The sequence below is a fragment of the Okeania sp. SIO3B5 genome (assembly GCF_010692555.1).
In the GTDB taxonomy this organism is placed as follows: Bacteria; Cyanobacteriota; Cyanobacteriia; order Cyanobacteriales; family Microcoleaceae; genus Okeania.
Map to the genome: position 1 here is coordinate 1 of NZ_JAAHHG010000169.1, position 18,987 is coordinate 18,987.

The window sequence follows — 18,987 nt, forward strand, 5'->3', positions numbered from 1 at the left end:
TCCTAGCCCCTCCCAGGAGGGGAGGGGTGGGTTGGGAGGGGGAGGGGCGAGGGGTGGGTTGTCTCCTGTCTCCTGTCTCCTATCCCTACCAAAAGACTTTCCATACACAAACCCTAATTAAATATCAATATCCTAACTTCTTTGCCTAAAAACCCTACCTTTGCAAAGATACGATCGGGGCTTCTATAGGAGCCTAACTGATAACTGATAACTGATAACTGAAATGACTCACTATCAACAATTACTCCAAATTAATACTTCTGGTAAATCTTTATCCAAAATCACTTCTAAAGTACAAGAAGCTGTAGAAAAATCAGGGGTAAAAACAGGTTTATGTAATCTATTTTTACGGCACACTTCCGCTAGTTTAATAATTCAAGAAAATGCCGATCCAGATGTATTAGTTGATTTGGAAAACTTTATCTCTAAATTAGTACCAGAAGGATATCATTATATTCATAGTGCTGAAGGCCCTGATGATATGCCTGCTCATATTCGCAGTGTTTTAACCCATACTTCAGAACAAATTCCGATTAATAATGGCAGATTAGTATTAGGCACTTGGCAAGGAATTTATGTTTGGGAACATCGCCAACGTAGTCATTGTCGAGATTTAGTAATTCATATAAGCGGAGATTAATTTTATAGCAGAAGGAAGAAGGAAAATTCAAGAATTTAGAATTTAGAATTTAGAATTTAGAATTACCTCTCCTTGAAAAGAAGAGGATTAACTCAAAGGAAAATTTTTATTTATTATCCCCTTAAAAGGGGAGGCTTTAAACCCAATTTTTTGGTAAGGAAAAATTCTGCGTTGCCGGATTCAGGACTTACACATGAAGTACGAAAAATTGGGATTTGAGATTGCTTTCCTGTCGGTCGCAATGACGAAAATACTTTGTAATATCATGTCCGGATAATTCAGCGATAGAACTCCGTTCCGCGCTCCGCGACCAAAAAACCTTCTCCCTTTGAACATTTCTTTCCCTTCTGCCTCCAGCATAGCTGCCTTCTGCTATAACCTGGAGTCCGTTGTATCACTTTAACCTAATTTCAATCTGCACCTCACTCCGTTTCAAATCTTCTGGTGTCATTGGTGAATTATACAATAACCGTCTTGGCGGACTTACAACTTCATACTCTGGGTGCTGCGCCAACCATTCTTTCAGCTTTTGCAAATTTTGTTCGTAGCTCTCCCAACTGTAAGCACCCTGTATTCCAATACTCACAACCATCATCGGTGAAGTATCTCTCACCATCACCCGAGAATCAATTTTCTGGGGAGTCATGTCTGGAGTTGAATAGAGAAAAGATACTTCTGTTTGTTTGCCTTCCTTGACATAACGAGCTTCCACAGGGGTTGTCATGGCAATTTGATTACTGCTGATATGTTGATACAGTGGGTTGAAAGCGGCTCTGGTTGCCATCCGGGAATCACCTGTATGTGTGTAGGTGACAGCGCGATATTGGGGATATTCTTTGACTTCGATGACATTAGTATCAGTAGGTTGAGGAAAACCTTGGGGTAAAGATGCAGACATTTCAAAATTTGGGTTGATTTACTATTGCATTATAGAATAGATATCAACTGCTGTAACTATTGTCCAATAGATAAATCAACATTAATCTCGCAAAAGAGAGCGCTCGCGACAACTGCTGTAACTATTGTCCAATAGATAAATCAACATTAATCAAAGGAAAAATCAGCGCTCGCGACAACTGCTGTAACTATTGTCCAATAGATAAATAAACATTAATCAAAGGAAAAATCAGCGTTCGCGAGAACTGTTGTAACTATTGTCCAATAGATAAATCAAAATCAATCAAAGGAAAAATCAGTGTTCGCGAGAACTGTTGTAACTATTGTCCAATAGATAAATCAAAATCAATCAAAGGAAAAATCAGCGTTCGCGAATACTTCTGTAACTATTGTCCAATAAATAAATCAACATCAATCAAAGGAAAAATTAGCGAGCGCGAAAACTGTTGTAACTATTGTCCAATAGATAAATCAACATCAACCTCGGAAAAATCAGCACTCGCTCTCGCGGAACGGATGTTCGATCGCTACTTTCATGCAACAAAACCATTGAGAGGTTTCAAACCTTAATGAGACTTGAATAAGTGAGAATCTCCATGGGTTTACGCCGGGGAGTATGTCAATTTTGATTGTTTATGGCAGAATTGCCTGGTTGTCGCAGCAGCAAAACCAAGGCGGATGCATTAATTACTCCATATATAGCCTCAATAACAGTAAAACTTACAACTACAATTACAACATTGTTCACAGTAGAGGCTACACTGAGCATAGTCAAGCCCATAACCGAACTCAAAACATTTGCCAGTATCCACCAGCCAGTCTGGAAAAGTTGTGTTCTGATCACCAACCACTGAGGTAATCCTATAAAAACCCCAGTAACAGTTCCAATAACAGCTACAACAACAGCATTACTCAGAGCATACATAGCATTCCTAATAGGAACCCACAGAACCATAGTCACAGTCAAACCCACAGCAGATCCCAAAAAAGTTGCCAGTATCCACCAGCTGGCCTGGGAAAGTCGTTTTCTAAACACCAACCACTGGGCTAATTCTATGGCAGCCCCCACAGCACCATAACTCAGAGTATTGAGCACACCATCGCTCGTAGCGTTCCTCATATTCATAATCACAACCCAGCTCATAAGCAAGCCCAGAGGCGAGACCGCAGTATTTAACAACACCCACTCAAACCAAAACCACCATCCTACTTGTTGTGAATATTTGCGACGGAGTTGTTCGCGTAGCTCGTCCGGCATTCGCACTGCAAGCCCCTCACTACCCGCCATAAACTCCTGAAAAATGTAGTCCCGCAGAGGGCTATCCATAGGGGCTTCTCTAGAAAGCAAGCGGAGAAGTGGTTGCGCCAACCAGGAGACAAGATTGCTGTGTTGCCGAGCAATTTCCAATTGCCGTCTTCCAATGATGCCTTGATCATCCGGTTTTGCCACCAGGAAAACTCTAAGCAGTTGACGAATCTCATCTTCCTGTTGGCGGGGCAACTCGTAAATCAGCCACGAGCGCAGCCAGTCGGGCATATAACCGTATCGAAACCAAGGTAAACGAGCTAGATCGGTGAGCCGACAAGCCTGAAGGAGGGAACTGCCATCATCAGTCTGGAGCATATTGCCCAGGTAAACTGTGAGATTCCAATGTAGCTCTGGAAATACAGCACAAGCACTCAGCCAATAGTAACCAGCTTTCCCTAGATAACGTCGGAGAGATTCTAAGACATCAGCCACCAGCCATGGCTCAGGTGGATCTCGCTCTATCCAGCGTCGCCCTCTGACTCTCAACACTTCCGGAAAAGATGCCCTGCTTTTCTCTGAAGGCACATAAGGTGATTTTCCATATTCGATGCTGCGTATCAAATCAATCAACCCATCATTCCTAGCAGGTAGAACAATAAACTCTCGCGATAATTCCAGTTCCTGATATCCCCAGTGTTCGGAAGGTTTAGGAGTCAACACAGCTCGCTCAGGCCAACTCGAAAACAAATCAAGCCAGGGTTCGGGTTCGCCAGTAAGGGAACTAAAAAAACCGTCCGCATTAGAGAAGACTATCAGTCGATGCTGGCTGTACTTCAAGGCAATTTCCCGTAACTTAGAAGGAGGTTCTTTTCCTGTCATTGGAAAACAAACGCGGGGGTCGCTATCAAAATAGTAGCTTGTGATTAGGACTTCATTGTGGGTGAGTTGAGCAATCATTTCCTTGACAAATCTTGCCTGGTGGTCGCCGTAATTTGCCCTGTCGATGAGAACGAGGTATTCAGGGAGAATCTTATGGTAGCCGTACACTGGCGCAAACCAACCTCCTCTCCGCAGGGTTTTTTCTACGGTCTTGTCAACATCAAGTTCATTGGATAGAACTCGAATACGTCGCCTCAAACCCTGAGCAATGTGCAAGAACAAAACGCTAGGAAATAGTTCCTCGTCAAAGCCAGAAATAGACACTCGCTGAATTTCAGGCTGTCGCCTGGTTGCACGACGCTTGAGGTATAGACTTGCACGCCAATACCACCAAAGTCTCCAAGCTAAAAATATAACTATGGGCACAAGCATCAACAATAACAGTATAGTCCGCCATTCCTGAAGAAAAACAGTATCATTATCCTTTGGAGTTGGAGTTGGTGTAATGGTATTTCTTGGAGTTGGAGTTGGAGTTGGTGTAACGATATTTGTTGGAGTTGGAGTTGGTGTAATGGTATTTCTTGGAGTTGGAGTTGGTGTAATGGTATTTCTTGGAGTTGGAGTTGGTGTAATGGTATTTCTTGGAGTTGGAGTTGGTGTAACGGTATTTGTTGGAGTTGGAGTTGGTGTAATGGTATTTCTTGGAAACAATTGCTGGATCAGGGAATAGGTGAGAACGATAGCAACAGAGACCGCGATTGCCAAGAGTACCCACCGTTGCCATCGCCATTTCCTCTCAATCTTTTTCAACTCCTGTTCAAATGCCTCAGCATTCTTGTCCTCTTGAATATGTTCAACTGCCTCAGTATTTTTGTCTTCTTGAGTATGTTCAACTACCTCAGCATTTTCGTCCTCTTGAATAGCCTTCCCAACAGCAAAACCCATGCGTTCAATCCATTGGTCAAACCGTCGCTGGAAATCCTCTTGTTCTGCTGGGGAACTGCATAGCAAGGGACCGAGAAGGCTTCTCAACCTCTGGGGTTCCTCTAGCTGCTCTCCTTTTGCACTCAGGGCAAGTATCAGTTCTTGAGCAGCAATATATTGGGACACGCCGATATTGTAATTGTGTTCTCTGCGCAGCTCATCTATGAACTCAATCAACTTTTCTGGTTGTAGCCACCCTGGGCTTACTTTCGGCGACTGTCTATCCATTGCTTCACTATCTCCTTAGCTTTATCTTGATCGTCAGTAGTTTTTATCAAGCTACTCAGGGTGCGCAGAGCTAACTTAGGCTCAACAAGGGGGTTGTCTGCACCACCCGAAATTTCTTGGAGCGCTATCATCCAACCCAAGAGTTCAGCAGTCCCCGGTTTCTTGCGCAGGCCACTCTTTCGTAGCTTAAAGAAAATCTCTAGGGCATCCTGGAGAAAATCACTGCTACCAGCAGAGTACAAACCTAATCTATTGGTAACAATATCCACAAGACGCCTTTCTTGTGGAAAAGGAATATTGTAGTAAACACAACGTCGCAAAAATGCGTCGGGCAAGTCTTTCTCAGAATTACTGGTGATTACGACTATAGGTTGTAGTTTGGGATTAGCTGCAATCTTGATATTGCCTAGTTCTGGCACTCGAAAATACAGATGCTCCAATTCATTCAGGATATCATTAGGAAAATCGCGGGTTGCCTTGTCTACTTCGTCAATGAGAACAATAGAGCGTCTTTTACCAGGATGAACAAAATCTGGAGGAAGAACATTCTCAATTTCCGACTGCTCTCTAGTTAACAAGATGGCTGTACCCAAAGCATTGTATGTCAGATAGTTCAGAGATATTCTGTTTTCTATACGATTCTGGGCATCTTGAAATTGCCTCAAGGTGTCATAGCTGTAAAATAAATCTCGGGCAGTGCTGGTAGATTTAGTTTCAAACTTAAGAGGTTCGTCAAAACCTAATTCCCAAGCTAGACTATAAGCGAACAAGGTCTTGCCAGTACCAGGTTCTCCAGTCAGTAACAAGGGTTGACCTAAGAGCAAAGCAACATTGCAGGCATCACGAAGACCCGGATCTGCCAAATAATTTTCTGGCTTCATAAATTGGGAACGTCGCGATACAGGTAGAGTAACTGGTGTGTCGGGTTGCTTCCGTTTTCCGTCACCAAAGTAAAATGGGAATTTCATGAAATATCCCCCTTGATAGTTACTTTTCCGTTCAAAATATTAGTCAATTGTTGATCTAAGTAAGACATCGGCATAGTATCAGATGCTTGCTCTTTCTCCCAGTTGTCAAACATATCTTGGATTGTATGAATTAAATATTGAATATTTTTCTTACCCCAGTACTTCTTTACTTTTTTGCTACGCGCCCAGCTTTCTACTTCTGTTTGCATAATTCCTTGAAGTTCCGGCAGAACCACTCCAATAATTCTGTCAAACTTAGTAAAACCGCACAAAGACAAGTCTTTAATACTTCTTTGGATTTTTCTATTACAAGACCAGAATTTGTACCTTTTCCAAAGTCCCATATTTTGTTTAACTTGGTATTTAATGAATAAACAAATAATTAGGTATTGATTGGGATTAAGTTTAGGCCAATTTTGCCAAAATTCAAGGAAGTTTTCAATGATTCCAGATTTATGTTGCTGCCAATCAGTAGTGTTCAAATATGTGTGAATTATAACTGGTCCAATACTAGATAGACGCTCATTTATATCCTCCTTTGAAGCTGATATATCGTAAAATACTTCTTTTTCTAAATTGTCTTCTAACTTATTTTTTAATTCTTCTATATTTTTCATTCTAGGTGGCCATTCAAGGTGGTATTTTTTAACAACTTTTGTAGTTATATTTGTATATTTCTTGATATTCTCGTGCAAAGATACCTTGACGAGAGATTCAAGAAAGGTATCATGACATTGGAATTGATCGCCGTGAATAATACATAAAAGTGGCTTAGGATCGGGGTTATTGGACAATATTTTGAATGCTTCTGTAAACTTTTCATATTGATTTCTCCGATTAACAAGGTAAAGAAGCAAAGGAGGAATATCACGACCTTTTTGCAAGTTATCGCGACGCTTATTGAGACCTATTAACCTAGCTCTTAATGCTCGTTCATTCTTGATTAATCCCAGTGGAACATCTGTAGGAATATAGTCGGATATACGTTCCTCAATCAGAAGTATATTTTTTTCAGTGTTTTCAATTTGTTTTTCAATAGATTCAATCTCATCCATTACCTTACAATGCCAATTTTTAAACGTTTCCTCTCAATTTCTGTTCCAACTTAGTTATTTCCGCTTCTATCCGACGTTTATTTTTAACAAGTCCTAATGGAATATCAGTAAACTCAACAAATTCAGTCATCCGTTCTTCAACCAGCAGAAGATTTTCACGATAGTTGGCCAACATCTGTCGCCAGGTAGCCACCTGTTCAGCATCTAACCCTGGTGTAATAGATGGAACATTAGTTGCCCATTTTGGCAACGGACGCACACTTTTCTCCCCTCCAGCATACCAAGCTAAAACAAAGTTATCTTCTAAATTACTAACCTTGATAATAGGATGCTGTTTATCACTTGTACGTTCTGGGACTTTACGTCCTACCCACATAGCAATATCCAACACACGAGCATAGCCGTCTTTTTCAGAAGCACCATAACCAGCTAAAGCTTCCAGCAACGCTGTTGTAAAGACACTGTATGGTTTTCCCGTCCAAGAAACTTCATCTTTTCTTGAAGAAGCAAGTATAACCCTACCACTACTGCTGCCCAACTGAGCGATCGCCTCTGGTGGCAAAGGTGATTTAACCACTCCCTTAGCTTCTGCTTGTCCGCCAGCATGACAGCAATCTAGAAGTACCAATAATTTCTTAGCTTTAATAGCTCGCAGATGCTCGGTGAAGGTTTCACCACGAATCGCTGTACCCTCCAAATCTCCCAGATTATAACCGTAAGGCATCAAATAATAATCCGGTGTTTCAATTCCATGGCCAGAGAAATAAGCGATCGCTGTATCATCCTCTCCCGTGGTTTTAGCTAACCAACTCAAAGCACATAGAACATTGGTACGGTTTGCATTTTCTTCTGTTAGTAAACGCACTTGCTCAGTAGGATAGGCGCAACGAGATGAATCACGCAAGAGATTTGCAACAGCAGTAGCATCATCAACCGTGACTGGCAAATCAGCACCCACTCCGACAACAACAGCGTATCCTTGTTTGAAAATTTGGGACATAGTTATCCTTTATATCAACATTTATACTGGCTTTGATAATATTATAACTGATTTGACATCCTCTCCGGCCTGAAGGCGTGGAGATTCCTACTGATCTCTTCCTTCTTCCCTCTTCCCTCTTCCCTCTTTCCTCTTCCCTCTTCCCTCTTCCTTCTTCCTTCTTCCTTCTTCCTTACCAACTACAACCAATTACCAACAAGAATAAATGATGACCAATAATAGGGTTGATCGTAATCTGCATTTAATTCTATTTCTCCTTTGATAAATCTCATCTGAACTTGACGCAGTGCTTCCGCTTTTCTGAGTTGTGAACTACCAGACTGCAATAATTGTTGATAAAACTGTTTCATGAATTCTGCTGTAGAGCCATCATTAACGTTCCATAAACTCCCTAGAACACTACGAGCCCCTGCCCGAATGGAAACTCCGGCCAAACCTAATGCTGCTCGCGTATCTCCCACTGCCGTCTGACAAGCACTTAAAATTAATAATTCGATCGCTCCCTCCGATGGTGTCAAATTCCTAGTCTGAAGTAGTAGATCTAAATCTCGAACATTAATACGTTCGTTCCAGCCTAAAATGAAGGTATCATCTGGATTAGAACTAAATTGTCCGTGAGTTGCAATATGGATGATGTTAAAAGGTTCAGAATTAATCTGAGCTTGAATGTTAGTTTTCGTGAATTTTTCATCTGCTAATTTTTCAGATTTTGGTACAGTTTTTTCAATAGCTTCTAGTTCCTGTTGAATATTGGGTAGGGAACTAAAACCCTCCAATTCATAACTAGGTGCTTTTTGACTTGTTCCGGCAGTTAATACTCGTAGCTGCTCCTTTAATAAGGGTTTGGGTTTGACTAATTGCAAACCCGGTACTACTGCAATTGCATATCTTTCCACGAGATAACGTTCGCGATCGCTATCATATAATACAGACATGGGAATATTTCTGAGTAACCCATCTAAGACAAAAACTAGGGTTTTGATTTGACTTTTATCGCGTTCTAAATCTACTTCCAAATCTGCTTCAAAGGGTTTGATTAACCACTGATAAAGTTGATTAGATGGCAACTTAACTTTGCTGCTTCCTGTTAGAGTTGAAATGTAAATTCTCAGATTAAATAAGTTTTCCTTAAATTGTGCAGCAAAGTTTTTATTGCTCACTGAAGCATAACGAAAATTGTCAGTTCCCGGCAATTTGAGAATCACACTTAATTGATTATCTAATAATATTGGATAAATAACCGCTGAATTTTTATCAATTTTATCTATATTAATATCCTCAGCATTAACACAAGCATTTTGGAAAAAATTATCTAATTCTGCTAATTGTAGAGATTCAATTACCTTCTGAGCTGCTTTTATATAGGACAACTTTGGTTGATTTGAATTAATTTCAGGCTGAAGTAATAGTGCTACAAGTTTTCTGTATAAAGGTTCAATATTTGCCCGAAAATCAAACTGAATATCTCTATTTAAAGCTACCAAGTTGCGTCGTAAAATTTGCAGGGTATTAAAAGCAGATTTATAAGCCAAAAGTGCTTCTGAGGAATCTCCTTGTTGGAGAAAAATATCTCCCAATTGTTCTTGGAGTTGATAAGCAATATCTGAAGCAGAGATTTTTTGAGCGATCGCCAAGGCTTGATTTGTCAAATTCAGTGCATTTTCTAGTTTTCCAATGTTTTGATGCAATTTTCCTTTAATTCCAATTGCATAAGCTTCTAAATGATAATTATGGATGATTTTTGATTGTTGAATTGCTTGATTGAGGAATTGTTCATTAATAGTATTTGGTAAAGTTAATTCGGCAAAATTATTCTGTATTTGAGCTAAATTTGATTTAGCATTTATTTGTTCAAAATTTATCAAACTTTCTGCTAATTTAATTGTTGCTTGAATTGAATGAGGAGAGGGATTAATTTTATTTAAAGTTTGAATAATTTGAGGTAAAGTATCAATCTGAAATTGTACATGAGGTTGCAGCCAACTATCACCATAACTCTTCTGCCATTGCCTGTCTAATTCAAGTAAGAGACTAAGATGATTAATAGTTGCCTGAATTTTAATTAATTCTTCATCAGAAATAATCACTGCTTTTTCATAATAAGATAAGCCTTGGATAATCGCTTGTCTTTCTGCTTTTCCTCTGAGCCTAAAATTAGCAATTCCTTGAGCTTGAGAAAGAATTGTATTTCCTAAATTTAGCAATAATCGACCTTCAATATTTTGAGAATTTACTAATGGAAAACTAGCTTCTAAAACCCTTTGAGATACAGCCAATTTACCCAATACACGCAATCCATTTCCCAAACTTTGTAGACCTTGAAAATTTAGATTATTATTTGATGTATTAAATCTCGGCAAAACATTTTTTAGGTCACTTTCCGTCAAGCGTTCACATTGTAAATCATTGCCAAATGCTTGTAGCACAGTATCACAGGAACGTCTATAAAATCCCAGACTTGTTAATGCTTGAGCTTGATTAACTTGACTTCTAATTGCACCAATACGATCGTTATTTTTTCGATAAATAACTTCTGCTTGTTGCCAAACTTCCAATGCAGCTTCCGCCCTTCCCTGCTGTAAAAATTGGACTCCTTGATTAATTAAACTAGAAGGAGAAGATTGTGCTAAAATAGGAGATAAAAAATTAATTCCCAGACTGAGACAAAAACCAAATAGAGCGATCGCTATCCACTTTAACATCCCGATATTTAGTCTAATTTTATTAGGAATAAATTGATAAATTTTTTTGAATAGATTCTGCATTTTGGTTAAATTTCCTCAAAAAGAATCTCTACAGTATTTTTACGAGGCCAATAATGGCCACAATTATTACACCAATATTCACGGTATAGCACTTCTCTAATTTATGTCGATGAAAAAATACCGACCACATTGCTGTGATCGGCTCCCTGGGTTTATTCTTCTTCTGTTTTGTCGCTTACTAGAAGTTCTGCTTCTCCACTCAAAATCCTGACTACCTCTTCTTCTAAAGCACCCATCTTCCCCAAGACTTTTGACTTATATTCGTTATTTTCCTGAAGTCCTTGTACTAATCTGTCTCCATGAGCTTCTATATATTTAATATGTTCACGTTGCAACTCTTGAAGTTGTTCAAGAATTTTCCCAAGAGTTTCGCATTCCCCCCCGGTGAAGATTCTTGCCTTACCCACTGTTCTATTAGTTCGCTCCGACTCAGGCCCAACGCTTTCGCCATCTGTCCCAACCTTGTTTTTGCCTTGGGAGTCAAGCTTATTTCCAAGCTTGTTTTCTTCTCGTCGTAATTTGGATGTCTCGCCATTTGTTTTGTTAGCCATTGTATACGGATAGAAAAATTTTATCTGAACCACTTGACTTATTCCATCCGGACACTTAAAATAATAAACAATACAATCCGGATTTAATTTCCAGGAGGTGATGCCCAACAAAGCAGTTCAAACAGTTAAAACCTAAAACTTACAGTGATTTTCATTTGGGTAGACCACAGTAGAGGCGAATGGCATTGGCTAACGCCAAGCTCCGCTAACGCCCTAACGGGGTTTTGGTTGTAGCGATATGGTTTATCAATCTGAAAAGTGCTGTAACTGATTTATACGAATTAAAAGAGGAAGCTTCAGACCCAAATTTTTCGGTGAAGTTGGGGATTATATTATCTGAGTTGAAAGATTTTGCCTTGGTGTTGACCTGTGGCGAGTTGGGCGTATTAGTCGTGTAAAATTTTTGGCTTGAAAAAATACCGACCACATTGCTGCGATCGGCTCTCTGGATTTATTCTTCTTCTGTTGCTGCTTCTTCTGGAAGCTTTTCGACCTGTTCCAATAGGCGGCTGATTTCCTTTTCTAGTGCTGCTGACTTTTCTAAAAAACTAGCTTTCTTATTTTTATGATCTGTTAGTCTTTTTTCTAATCTTTCGCCATGATCGTCTATGTAACTCAAAGCTTCGTGCATTACTTCCCGGAACAGGCCAAGTATTCCCCCAATAATTCAACGGATTCCAGTTTGTCCCATGCTTTTATCCACTTCTCTAGTAATTCTCCTTGACTGGTGTTCAAAGCTTCTGCTATCTGTTTCAACCTTCGCCGAGATTCTGGCGTTATCGTCAAGTTGATTCGTTCTTTTCTCACTCCATGAATTGGATGTCTTGCCATGTCCTTTTAAAGTATTCATTGTTTCTGTATAAAAAGATTCTAACTAAACTCTTGACAACTATTGTATACAGAAGTTATTATGAAATTATATTCATACAGAAATAATTCCCAGGAGGTGACGCCCAACGGAGTAGTTCAAGTAGAATTTTTGGCATGAAAAAATACCGACCACATTGCTGCGATCGGCTCCTTGGATTTATTCTTCTTCTGATTGAAAATTCTCTAGTTCTGCACCCTCAAGGAGTTGAACTAATAAAACTTCTAGATATTGCATGTCCCGATCAATCTCGGATTTATGGACATTATTTTCCGCCAACCGCTTTTCTAGTCTTTCGCCATGAGCCTCTACATACTTTAAATGCTTGCTCTCTAGATCCCTTAAGCGGTCAAGAATTCCCCCAATAACTGCTTTTGAGACTGCAACATAGCTTGTTTTACCCAGTTTTCTATTAGTTCGCTTTGACTCATCCCTAAAGCTTGAGAAATCTGTTTTAAGCGTGCTTTTGTCGTTGGAGTCAAAGTTAAAGTTATTCTCCCTTTGCTCTCTCCATGTATAGGCTTCCTTGGCATTGTAAGTTTTTCTCTTTTCCATAATAAACTTGTAAATTTATTTTATCTAAATCTATTGACACTTCAATTTAATGATACTACTATAAAAAAATAAATAATAAACGTGTAGTATTTTGAGGAGGTGACGCCCAACGGAGCAGTTCAAACAGTTAAAACCTAGTGCTTAAGTGATATAAGCACACTTGTTCTCAGTGACTATCTAATGGATATCTTTCGGGATGGGGTTAGATATCCTTGCTTCATCCCTTATTTACTAACCTTAACTTTTTCTTACTTTCTTACTTATGATTGGAAACTTATACAACCACGGATTCGAGATACCTTTTAATGACCCAGAACTTCCTCAATGGGCAGATGGCCATCTAGATAAATTTTGCGATTTGTTTTGGCACGAAACCTGGAAAAATGGCGATGATGCGATCGCCTCTCTGGAAATAGATATGCTGGCCGATAGATATGCCTATATCAAAGAGGGCATGGCCTTGAGAGCTTTTCAGATTTACAAACTTTATCAAAATTTAGGGTTTAAGACCTTTAAGCAATATTGCGTAAAAGGTTTGAAAAAATCGGTCTATTACGTCAAACGAGTCATTAAAGCTGCTCAAATATCTTGGTCATTGATGCTGGAAGGATTTACCGAATTGCCAGACAACGTATCTCAAGCTACAAGATTAGCCAATTCTGTCAGTCAAGTCAGCGAGGAAGTTGATAAAACTACGAGCTGTTGGCAGGACGTGCTAGATAAAGCAAAGGATCAATCTAAACCCATTACAGCAAATTACATAGAAACTACTATTACTGGGGAAACTCCACATCCCTTAGCCACAGCAAAACTACCCAGAGATGTCTGGGACAAATTAAAAGCTCAGGCCAAACGACAGGGAGTCAAGCCAGAAAAATTACTTGAAGAGATTGTGGGAAATTATTTGCACCCAAAACCAGAGTCTGATCCAGAGACAGAAACAGTAGACGAGCCAGAATCTAAAAACAATGAAAAAGGTCTTACGTCAAAAACACCTGAGATTAAAGCTTGGGAAAAAGATTTACAGGACTTAGTCCAGGAGCGTTTGACAAAAGAACCTAATTATCAAACAACCGCAGACAATTCCACATTTGCTAGAACGAAAAAGGGGAAGAAGAAACAGAAAAATAAAACCCATCCTCCTGAGCAGTACGATCGCGAGAGTCCACATCAATCAACGGAATTCCATAATCCAACCGCATATTAATCTTATTCCATAACTTAACCTGCAACCCCACCCCTACTGCTGCCAAAGCATTAGTCCCCGACACCTCCTCGCCATAACTATTCCAGGCCACCCCACCATCAATAAATGGCACTACCTGAAATAACCTATTCTCCCCTGATATCCATGGCACAGGCAATCGCAATTCCACCGTACCCAAGGCCCCATTATCAGTCAAACGAGTATCTTGACGATAACCCCTAACACTCCTGTATCCTCCTAAACCAAACCTTTCTAATGGCACCAACTCTGATGGCGATAACTGCACATCTGCTCCCACTACTAATAAAGTATCTGTTGCTAACTCACGCACCCATTGTCCCTGACCACGCCAATAAAAAAACCGACTATCTGGTTCATCACTATTCACCGTCGCATCCAATATTCCCAACCCAATATTAAACTGGGAATTCAGCGCCAAAACCTGATTATCTCCTCGTAATTGATAATCTTGGAAAAATTGCAATATTGATAGTTTAGTCTCACCATCATCATTAGCACCTGCTGATAATGGAAAGTTTTCTCCTAAAACTGATGTTTGACTATCTCGCCTTGTTGCACTTACCCCCACACTAAATTCTTGCCTTGGTGTTTGTATTATTGGTTGACGAAAAGCTAATTTGTAGGTGCGAGAATTTGACTGAATATCCAGCCTTTCAAAAGGTGATTCTATTACTTCATTATCCTGATAGCGGTAAAACATTTCTATGCGACCATTGCGAGAATTTACAGGAATTGCATAAGATAATTCTACTAGATCGCTGCCGTCGGTGTTGGTATAGAGAGTATTGAAGCTGTCACCCATACCTGTGAGGTTGCCATGACCTACTTCTATTCCTCGCCGAAAAGTTCCGACACTTGGTACTCTGCCGTTATTACTGATGGCTGCTATTCGCCAGGGGTTAGCGGTGACGACTTCCACTTCTAATACACTTGTATCTGGTCTAACTCCTGCTGAGAGTTCCGCTGAGATATTGTCAATTAATGGATCGAGTTGTAATAATTGTAAGGCTGATAGCAGTTTGTCTTGATTAATGGGAGCTATTGTTGCTTTTTCTAAGCGACTTTTGATATAATTTTCATTTAATCTGCCTTCTATCTTAATGTCAATTTCATCAATTTTTCCTTCTACTACTTGGATAGTAACTACTCCGTTTTCAGTAACGGTTTGCGGAGGGATAAAAGCACCTGATGTGATGTAGTTATTTTTGGTGTAATATTCTGTAATGGCAGTGCGAGCTGCTATCAGTTGGTCGAAGGCGATGGGTTTGTTGAGGTATGGTGTGAGTTGTTGTTGTAGTTCTTGGTTGCTAAATTTTGTATTACCTTGAAAGTTGAATTGTTGAATGGTTACTTGTAGAGATTGAGAATTAGAAGATGGAATTATGTCTGTAGTGCTGGCAAGTAAATAGGGTTGAAGTTGTTGAGAATTTATTTTTTCGCAGTTGGGAGGAGTTAACCAGGGGCGAACAGGTATGACAGTATTTGGGTTGACGATGAGTTGGATACCGTTTGGTGTAGATTCCCATCCTTGAGCTTCGATAAATTCTGGTTCTGATGGGATGACAATGTTTTCAGGGGTAGCAGGAGTTTCTTCTTGGGATATGTTATGGGGAGTGAGAAAATCTCTGGGACTAGGAGGTAAACCTCCCTGACCTGTAATAGTGAATTCACTGCCTTCTCCTCGTTGACATGGGTTTTGGTCTATCAGAGCTGAGATGTCTTCGATAGTGTCGTCAAATTGTACGAGTCCGTCACTGGGGTCTACTTCTGGGGTGTTGAGGTTGACTTCCCCACTGAATGATGCTCCAAGTTCTGAGGTGGCAGTGATGTCACTATTATTTGTTTGTTGGGGGCGAAATTCTGTGCCGAATATGCCTGCTGCAGTGATGTTGATGCGACCGCCGAAGGCTGCTTGAGCGTTGGCGGAGATGTCGCTATTTTCTAGGGCGACTAGGTTTTCGGTGTTGATTTCTATGTTGCCTCCGGTGGCTGCTCCGGTGGCGTTGGTGGTGATGTTGCTGTTGTTGCGGAGGATGAAGTCTTTGTTGTTGTTGATGATGATGCTGCCTTGGCCTGCTGTGGTTTCGGCGTTGAGACTGCCTTGGTTTTCGACGAGGATGTTGTTGCTGTTGATTTCTAGGTTGCCTGCTGGTTTTTGGGTTTGGGAGCTGACTGTGATTTCGGCTTCATCCCGAATCTTGAAATTTTCGGTGTTGATAATTAATGTTCCTCCTGCTCCTGTTCCTTTATCTGTTGCTTCTGCGGTTAATCTACTAGGAGTCTGCCCAGCAGAAGTTCCTATTATTTCTAGGTTTTTAGCTGAAATGGTTATATCTCCTGCGTTTCCTTGACCGGAGGTGCTAGCTGTTATTCGGGCTCCGTTTTGGATTTGTAGGTTTGTTGTGTTGAGTGTTATGTTTCCTCCATCACCTATTGCTTCTTCTTGTACTGAGGCTGTGATTTCACTGAGTCGTCTATCATCAGCAGAAGTTCCTATTAGTGTTATATCAGTGGCAGAGATAGTTAAATCTCCTCCATCTCCTTGACCAAAAGTATCTACACCTATCTTAGCTCCATCTTGTATTCGTAAAGTTTCTGTTTCTAGGATCATAGTTCCTGCATTGCCTTTTGCCTCTACTCTTGCTACTGAACTAAACAAACCACTAGGAAACTCTTCACCCTCAGCAGTTGTTCCTGTGCCAATGAGTTCTATATTTTTAGCAGAGATAATTAAATCTCCTCCATCTCCTTGACTTCTAGTACCAGTTGCGATCTGTGCTCCATCTTGTAGTCGTAAAGTTTCTGCTTCTAGTCTAATAATTCCTCCATTGCCTTTTGCTTCTGGTGTTGCTACTGAGCTAAACAAAGCACTAGGAAATCGCTCATCAGCAGTTGTTCCCGTAAGTTCTATATTTTTAGCAGAGATAGTTAAATTCCCTGCATTTCCCTGACCTCTAGTCAAAGTACTGATCTGCCCTCCATCTCGTATCAGTAGATTTTCTGTCTCAAGCTTTAAATTTCCTCCATTTCCTTCTGCTTCTGGCTTCGCTACTACACTAATTAAGCTACTAGCAGAAGTCTCAGCACCAATAATTTCTATGTTTTTAGCAGAGATAATTAAATTCCCTGCATTTCCCTGACCAAAAGTGCTACTGCTGATTTCTGCTCCATCTTGAAGCCGTAAATTTTCTGTCTCAACCCTCACACTACCTCCATTCCCCATTTTTTCCAATTTCATTGCTCCCTTTACTGCCAATTCCGGTGGCACTACTAAAGCAAACAAACCACTGGGAAAATCATCAGAAGTACCAATTAATTCTATATCGGTGGCAGAGATAGTTAAATTTCCTCCTTTTCCCTGACCAAAAGTGGTACTAGAGATCTGCGCTCCATCAAGTACCCGTAAACTTTCTGTCTGGATTCTGATATTTCCTGCATTTCCCTCCCCTCCCAACTTTACGATACCGCTGATAATCGTCGTGTTCCGATTCCGAGCAAATAAATCAGCAGGACCTCCTACCAGTTCTACATCAGTAGCAGAGATAGTTAAATCCCCTCCTGTTCCCTCACCTAATGTACTAACACTTATCTCACCTCTTTCTCTTAGACGTAAGTTTTTTGTCTCCATTATTAAATTTCCGCCTTTACCTGTTCCTCCTTCAGCTACCTCTACCGTAATACCACTAAAAATTTCACTGTCAGGAGTTGTTCCTAGTATTTCAATTAACTCAGAGGCTCTAATAGTTGATGTGTCCCCATCTTCCCCTGCCAAAGTATTTGCTAAAATTCTTGAACCATCTCGGATTTCAAAATGCCTACTTTGAATTTGAAAATTTCCCGCTCCCTCTCCACTCACGTCCAAAGAGCTGGCTTGAGATAGTTGAATGATGCCAAATACAGGTATTTCTTCATAGTTGAGAGCGCTGGCAGAATTAGTGATTCCTACCACACCACCCTGAACGCTTCCTAGTTCAATTCTCCCCCCTTCTGAAGTGAGGTTTCCCCCTCTCAAGAATATATCTCCTCCAATTAGAGCTAACGTTTGACTTGGTGCAACTTGCAATCCTGCATTTCGGTTTTCTCTGATGTAAGAAAAGGTATTCGGATCGAAGCTCAAATTATGACCTTTTCCCTCTACCTGAATATTTCCTGGATTTTCTGGCAATCTCAACCCAATGGGAACGTTAACTGTTAGTAACGGAGGAGCTTGGGGGTCTGAAGTGGCAAATTCAAATCCATTTGCAAATAAGATGCTATTGGCGGTAGCTCCATAAAAGGAACCCCCAATGTCTAATTTGGCATCTGGTCCAAAAATTATGCCGTTGGGGTTGATGAAAAATAGATTGGCATTTCCGAGTACCCCCAAAGTTCCTAATATATTAGAGATGTTATTTCCTGTGATACGAGTCAGAATATTTGCAACTCCATCGGGGTTGGTAAAGTAAACTCCTCGTCCCTGTTGAATATTGAATTCTTGAAAACTGTGAAATAGGTTGGCTCCTCTTTGGGTACCACCGTCTATGCGATCGCTCTCTATTCCTTTGATATTGATATTGGGGGTAACGACTGATTTTTCTTCTCCCAAGGTGCTATCTGGTTGCAGTTGAGCAATGGCTGGCGATATGCAAAGTCCCCCATACCCTAATGTCAAATACATTAGTGAAAAAATAGTAAAGATTGAAAATTTATTCAATGATAGCATTTTCATATCACTTTCAATACTAAAAACAGCAGATTACAGGTAAATAGAGTACAGTACCTGATTTGATCGATTCCCAGCATTAAAAAACTGGTTTACCAACTCTTATTACTGTACCTTATAAACCTGCAATATACTTTTAGGTATTAAGAAAGTGTTTGATTAGGTATTAGACATCTCCTCCAAAAGAGGGAGTAGGGAGTTGTAGATAGGGGGAAAGAACTAATAATTTCTGTACAATAATTGATTTTATTTTTTCTTTTTGGAGATGACTATTATTGATACTGTTGACTAACTTTTTAGTTAAGGGAAAGGTGTTCCTCCACCTGTTCCTCCGCCACCGCTACCGCTACCACTCCCAGGGTTAGCTTGGGCTTGTTTCTGTATACCATCTACAATGGATTCGAGTTCACCTAATTTC

General features: G+C 40.2%; 15 protein-coding genes. 3 read left to right on the forward strand and 12 right to left on the reverse strand.

The window, feature by feature from the left end; all coding sequences use genetic code 11:
• The first annotated feature begins 223 nt into the window (after nucleotides 1-223).
• Nucleotides 224-640: a secondary thiamine-phosphate synthase enzyme YjbQ gene (locus F6K54_RS21445; protein ID WP_293081641.1), complete on the forward strand. Its 417-nt coding sequence runs from the start codon at nucleotides 224-226 to the stop codon at nucleotides 638-640.
• Nucleotides 641-1,034: 394 nt separating this feature from the next.
• On the opposite strand, the gene F6K54_RS21450 is transcribed toward F6K54_RS21445, so the two are convergent.
• The 8 genes from F6K54_RS21450 to F6K54_RS43065 form a co-directional block, all read right to left on the reverse strand.
• Nucleotides 1,035-1,538, reverse strand: a complete 504-nt coding sequence (locus F6K54_RS21450) for a heme-binding protein (RefSeq protein ID WP_293081644.1) — start codon at nucleotides 1,536-1,538, stop codon at nucleotides 1,035-1,037.
• 618 nt (nucleotides 1,539-2,156) lie between these two features.
• Nucleotides 2,157-4,877: a hypothetical protein gene (locus F6K54_RS21455; protein WP_293081647.1), complete on the reverse strand. Its 2,721-nt coding sequence runs from the start codon at nucleotides 4,875-4,877 to the stop codon at nucleotides 2,157-2,159.
• Entirely contained in the window at nucleotides 4,853-5,845 is a 993-nt protein-coding gene (locus tag F6K54_RS21460; RefSeq protein WP_293081649.1) for a MoxR family ATPase, read from the reverse strand. The genes F6K54_RS21455 and F6K54_RS21460 overlap by 25 nt, the downstream gene beginning before the upstream one ends.
• Nucleotides 5,842-6,900: a hypothetical protein gene (locus tag F6K54_RS21465; protein ID WP_293081651.1), complete on the reverse strand. Its 1,059-nt coding sequence runs from the start codon at nucleotides 6,898-6,900 to the stop codon at nucleotides 5,842-5,844. The genes F6K54_RS21460 and F6K54_RS21465 overlap by 4 nt, the downstream gene beginning before the upstream one ends.
• A gap of 19 nt (nucleotides 6,901-6,919) precedes the next feature.
• Nucleotides 6,920-7,900: a caspase family protein gene (locus F6K54_RS21470; RefSeq protein ID WP_293081653.1), complete on the reverse strand. Its 981-nt coding sequence runs from the start codon at nucleotides 7,898-7,900 to the stop codon at nucleotides 6,920-6,922.
• A gap of 179 nt (nucleotides 7,901-8,079) precedes the next feature.
• Entirely contained in the window at nucleotides 8,080-10,665 is a 2,586-nt protein-coding gene (locus tag F6K54_RS21475; protein WP_293081655.1) for a CHAT domain-containing protein, read from the reverse strand.
• Nucleotides 10,666-10,817: 152 nt separating this feature from the next.
• Nucleotides 10,818-11,000 carry a hypothetical protein gene (locus F6K54_RS43060; protein WP_124142919.1) on the reverse strand — a complete coding sequence of 61 codons (183 nt, stop codon included), beginning with the start codon at nucleotides 10,998-11,000 and terminating at the stop codon, nucleotides 10,818-10,820.
• Nucleotides 10,973-11,200, reverse strand: a complete 228-nt coding sequence (locus F6K54_RS43065) for a ribbon-helix-helix domain-containing protein (RefSeq protein WP_124142920.1) — start codon at nucleotides 11,198-11,200, stop codon at nucleotides 10,973-10,975. Before F6K54_RS43065 ends, F6K54_RS43060 begins: the two co-directional genes overlap by 28 nt.
• 240 nt (nucleotides 11,201-11,440) lie before the next feature.
• On the opposite strand from F6K54_RS43065, the gene F6K54_RS21485 reads away from it, so the two are divergent.
• Nucleotides 11,441-11,614, forward strand: coding sequence for a hypothetical protein (locus F6K54_RS21485; RefSeq protein WP_293081660.1), 174 nt, complete (start codon nucleotides 11,441-11,443; stop codon nucleotides 11,612-11,614).
• A 53-nt stretch (nucleotides 11,615-11,667) separates the two neighbouring features.
• On the opposite strand, the gene F6K54_RS21490 is transcribed toward F6K54_RS21485, so the two are convergent.
• The 3 genes from F6K54_RS21490 to F6K54_RS43070 form a co-directional block, all read right to left on the reverse strand.
• Nucleotides 11,668-11,847: a hypothetical protein gene (locus tag F6K54_RS21490; protein WP_293081663.1), complete on the reverse strand. Its 180-nt coding sequence runs from the start codon at nucleotides 11,845-11,847 to the stop codon at nucleotides 11,668-11,670.
• Nucleotides 11,847-12,047: a hypothetical protein gene (locus F6K54_RS21495; protein WP_293081665.1), complete on the reverse strand. Its 201-nt coding sequence runs from the start codon at nucleotides 12,045-12,047 to the stop codon at nucleotides 11,847-11,849. The genes F6K54_RS21490 and F6K54_RS21495 overlap by 1 nt, the downstream gene beginning before the upstream one ends.
• Before the next feature lie 378 nt (nucleotides 12,048-12,425).
• Nucleotides 12,426-12,617, reverse strand: coding sequence for a CopG family transcriptional regulator (locus tag F6K54_RS43070; protein ID WP_366558188.1), 192 nt, complete (start codon nucleotides 12,615-12,617; stop codon nucleotides 12,426-12,428).
• A 284-nt stretch (nucleotides 12,618-12,901) separates the two neighbouring features.
• Between F6K54_RS43070 and F6K54_RS21505 the strand changes: the two genes are divergently transcribed.
• Entirely contained in the window at nucleotides 12,902-13,846 is a 945-nt protein-coding gene (locus tag F6K54_RS21505) for a hypothetical protein (protein WP_293081671.1), read from the forward strand.
• On the opposite strand, the gene F6K54_RS21510 is transcribed toward F6K54_RS21505, so the two are convergent.
• Nucleotides 13,734-18,524: a ShlB/FhaC/HecB family hemolysin secretion/activation protein gene (locus F6K54_RS21510; RefSeq protein WP_293081674.1), complete on the reverse strand. Its 4,791-nt coding sequence runs from the start codon at nucleotides 18,522-18,524 to the stop codon at nucleotides 13,734-13,736. The two genes, F6K54_RS21505 and F6K54_RS21510, sit on opposite strands and share 113 nt — an antisense overlap.
• Nucleotides 18,525-18,987: the final 463 nt, after the last annotated feature.

What these genes read in the sequence shown, in the direction of transcription:
- F6K54_RS43065 (WP_124142920.1), bottom strand. Translation starts at nt 11,200, where the DNA reads ATGGCGAGACATCCAAATTACGACGAGAAGAAAACAAGCTTGGAAATA.
- F6K54_RS21510 (WP_293081674.1), bottom strand. Translation starts at nt 18,524, where the DNA reads ATGTATTTGACATTAGGGTATGGGGGACTTTGCATATCGCCAGCCATT.
- F6K54_RS21490 (WP_293081663.1), bottom strand. Translation starts at nt 11,847, where the DNA reads ATGCACGAAGCTTTGAGTTACATAGACGATCATGGCGAAAGATTAGAA.
- F6K54_RS21465 (WP_293081651.1), bottom strand. Translation starts at nt 6,900, where the DNA reads ATGGATGAGATTGAATCTATTGAAAAACAAATTGAAAACACTGAAAAA.
- F6K54_RS21460 (WP_293081649.1), bottom strand. Translation starts at nt 5,845, where the DNA reads ATGAAATTCCCATTTTACTTTGGTGACGGAAAACGGAAGCAACCCGAC.
- F6K54_RS21505 (WP_293081671.1), top strand. Translation starts at nt 12,902, where the DNA reads ATGATTGGAAACTTATACAACCACGGATTCGAGATACCTTTTAATGAC.
- F6K54_RS21445 (WP_293081641.1), top strand. Translation starts at nt 224, where the DNA reads ATGACTCACTATCAACAATTACTCCAAATTAATACTTCTGGTAAATCT.
- F6K54_RS21450 (WP_293081644.1), bottom strand. Translation starts at nt 1,538, where the DNA reads ATGTCTGCATCTTTACCCCAAGGTTTTCCTCAACCTACTGATACTAAT.
- F6K54_RS21475 (WP_293081655.1), bottom strand. Translation starts at nt 10,665, where the DNA reads ATGCAGAATCTATTCAAAAAAATTTATCAATTTATTCCTAATAAAATT.
- F6K54_RS21455 (WP_293081647.1), bottom strand. Translation starts at nt 4,877, where the DNA reads ATGGATAGACAGTCGCCGAAAGTAAGCCCAGGGTGGCTACAACCAGAA.
- F6K54_RS21495 (WP_293081665.1), bottom strand. Translation starts at nt 12,047, where the DNA reads ATGGCAAGACATCCAATTCATGGAGTGAGAAAAGAACGAATCAACTTG.
- F6K54_RS21470 (WP_293081653.1), bottom strand. Translation starts at nt 7,900, where the DNA reads ATGTCCCAAATTTTCAAACAAGGATACGCTGTTGTTGTCGGAGTGGGT.
- F6K54_RS43070 (WP_366558188.1), bottom strand. Translation starts at nt 12,617, where the DNA reads ATGCCAAGGAAGCCTATACATGGAGAGAGCAAAGGGAGAATAACTTTA.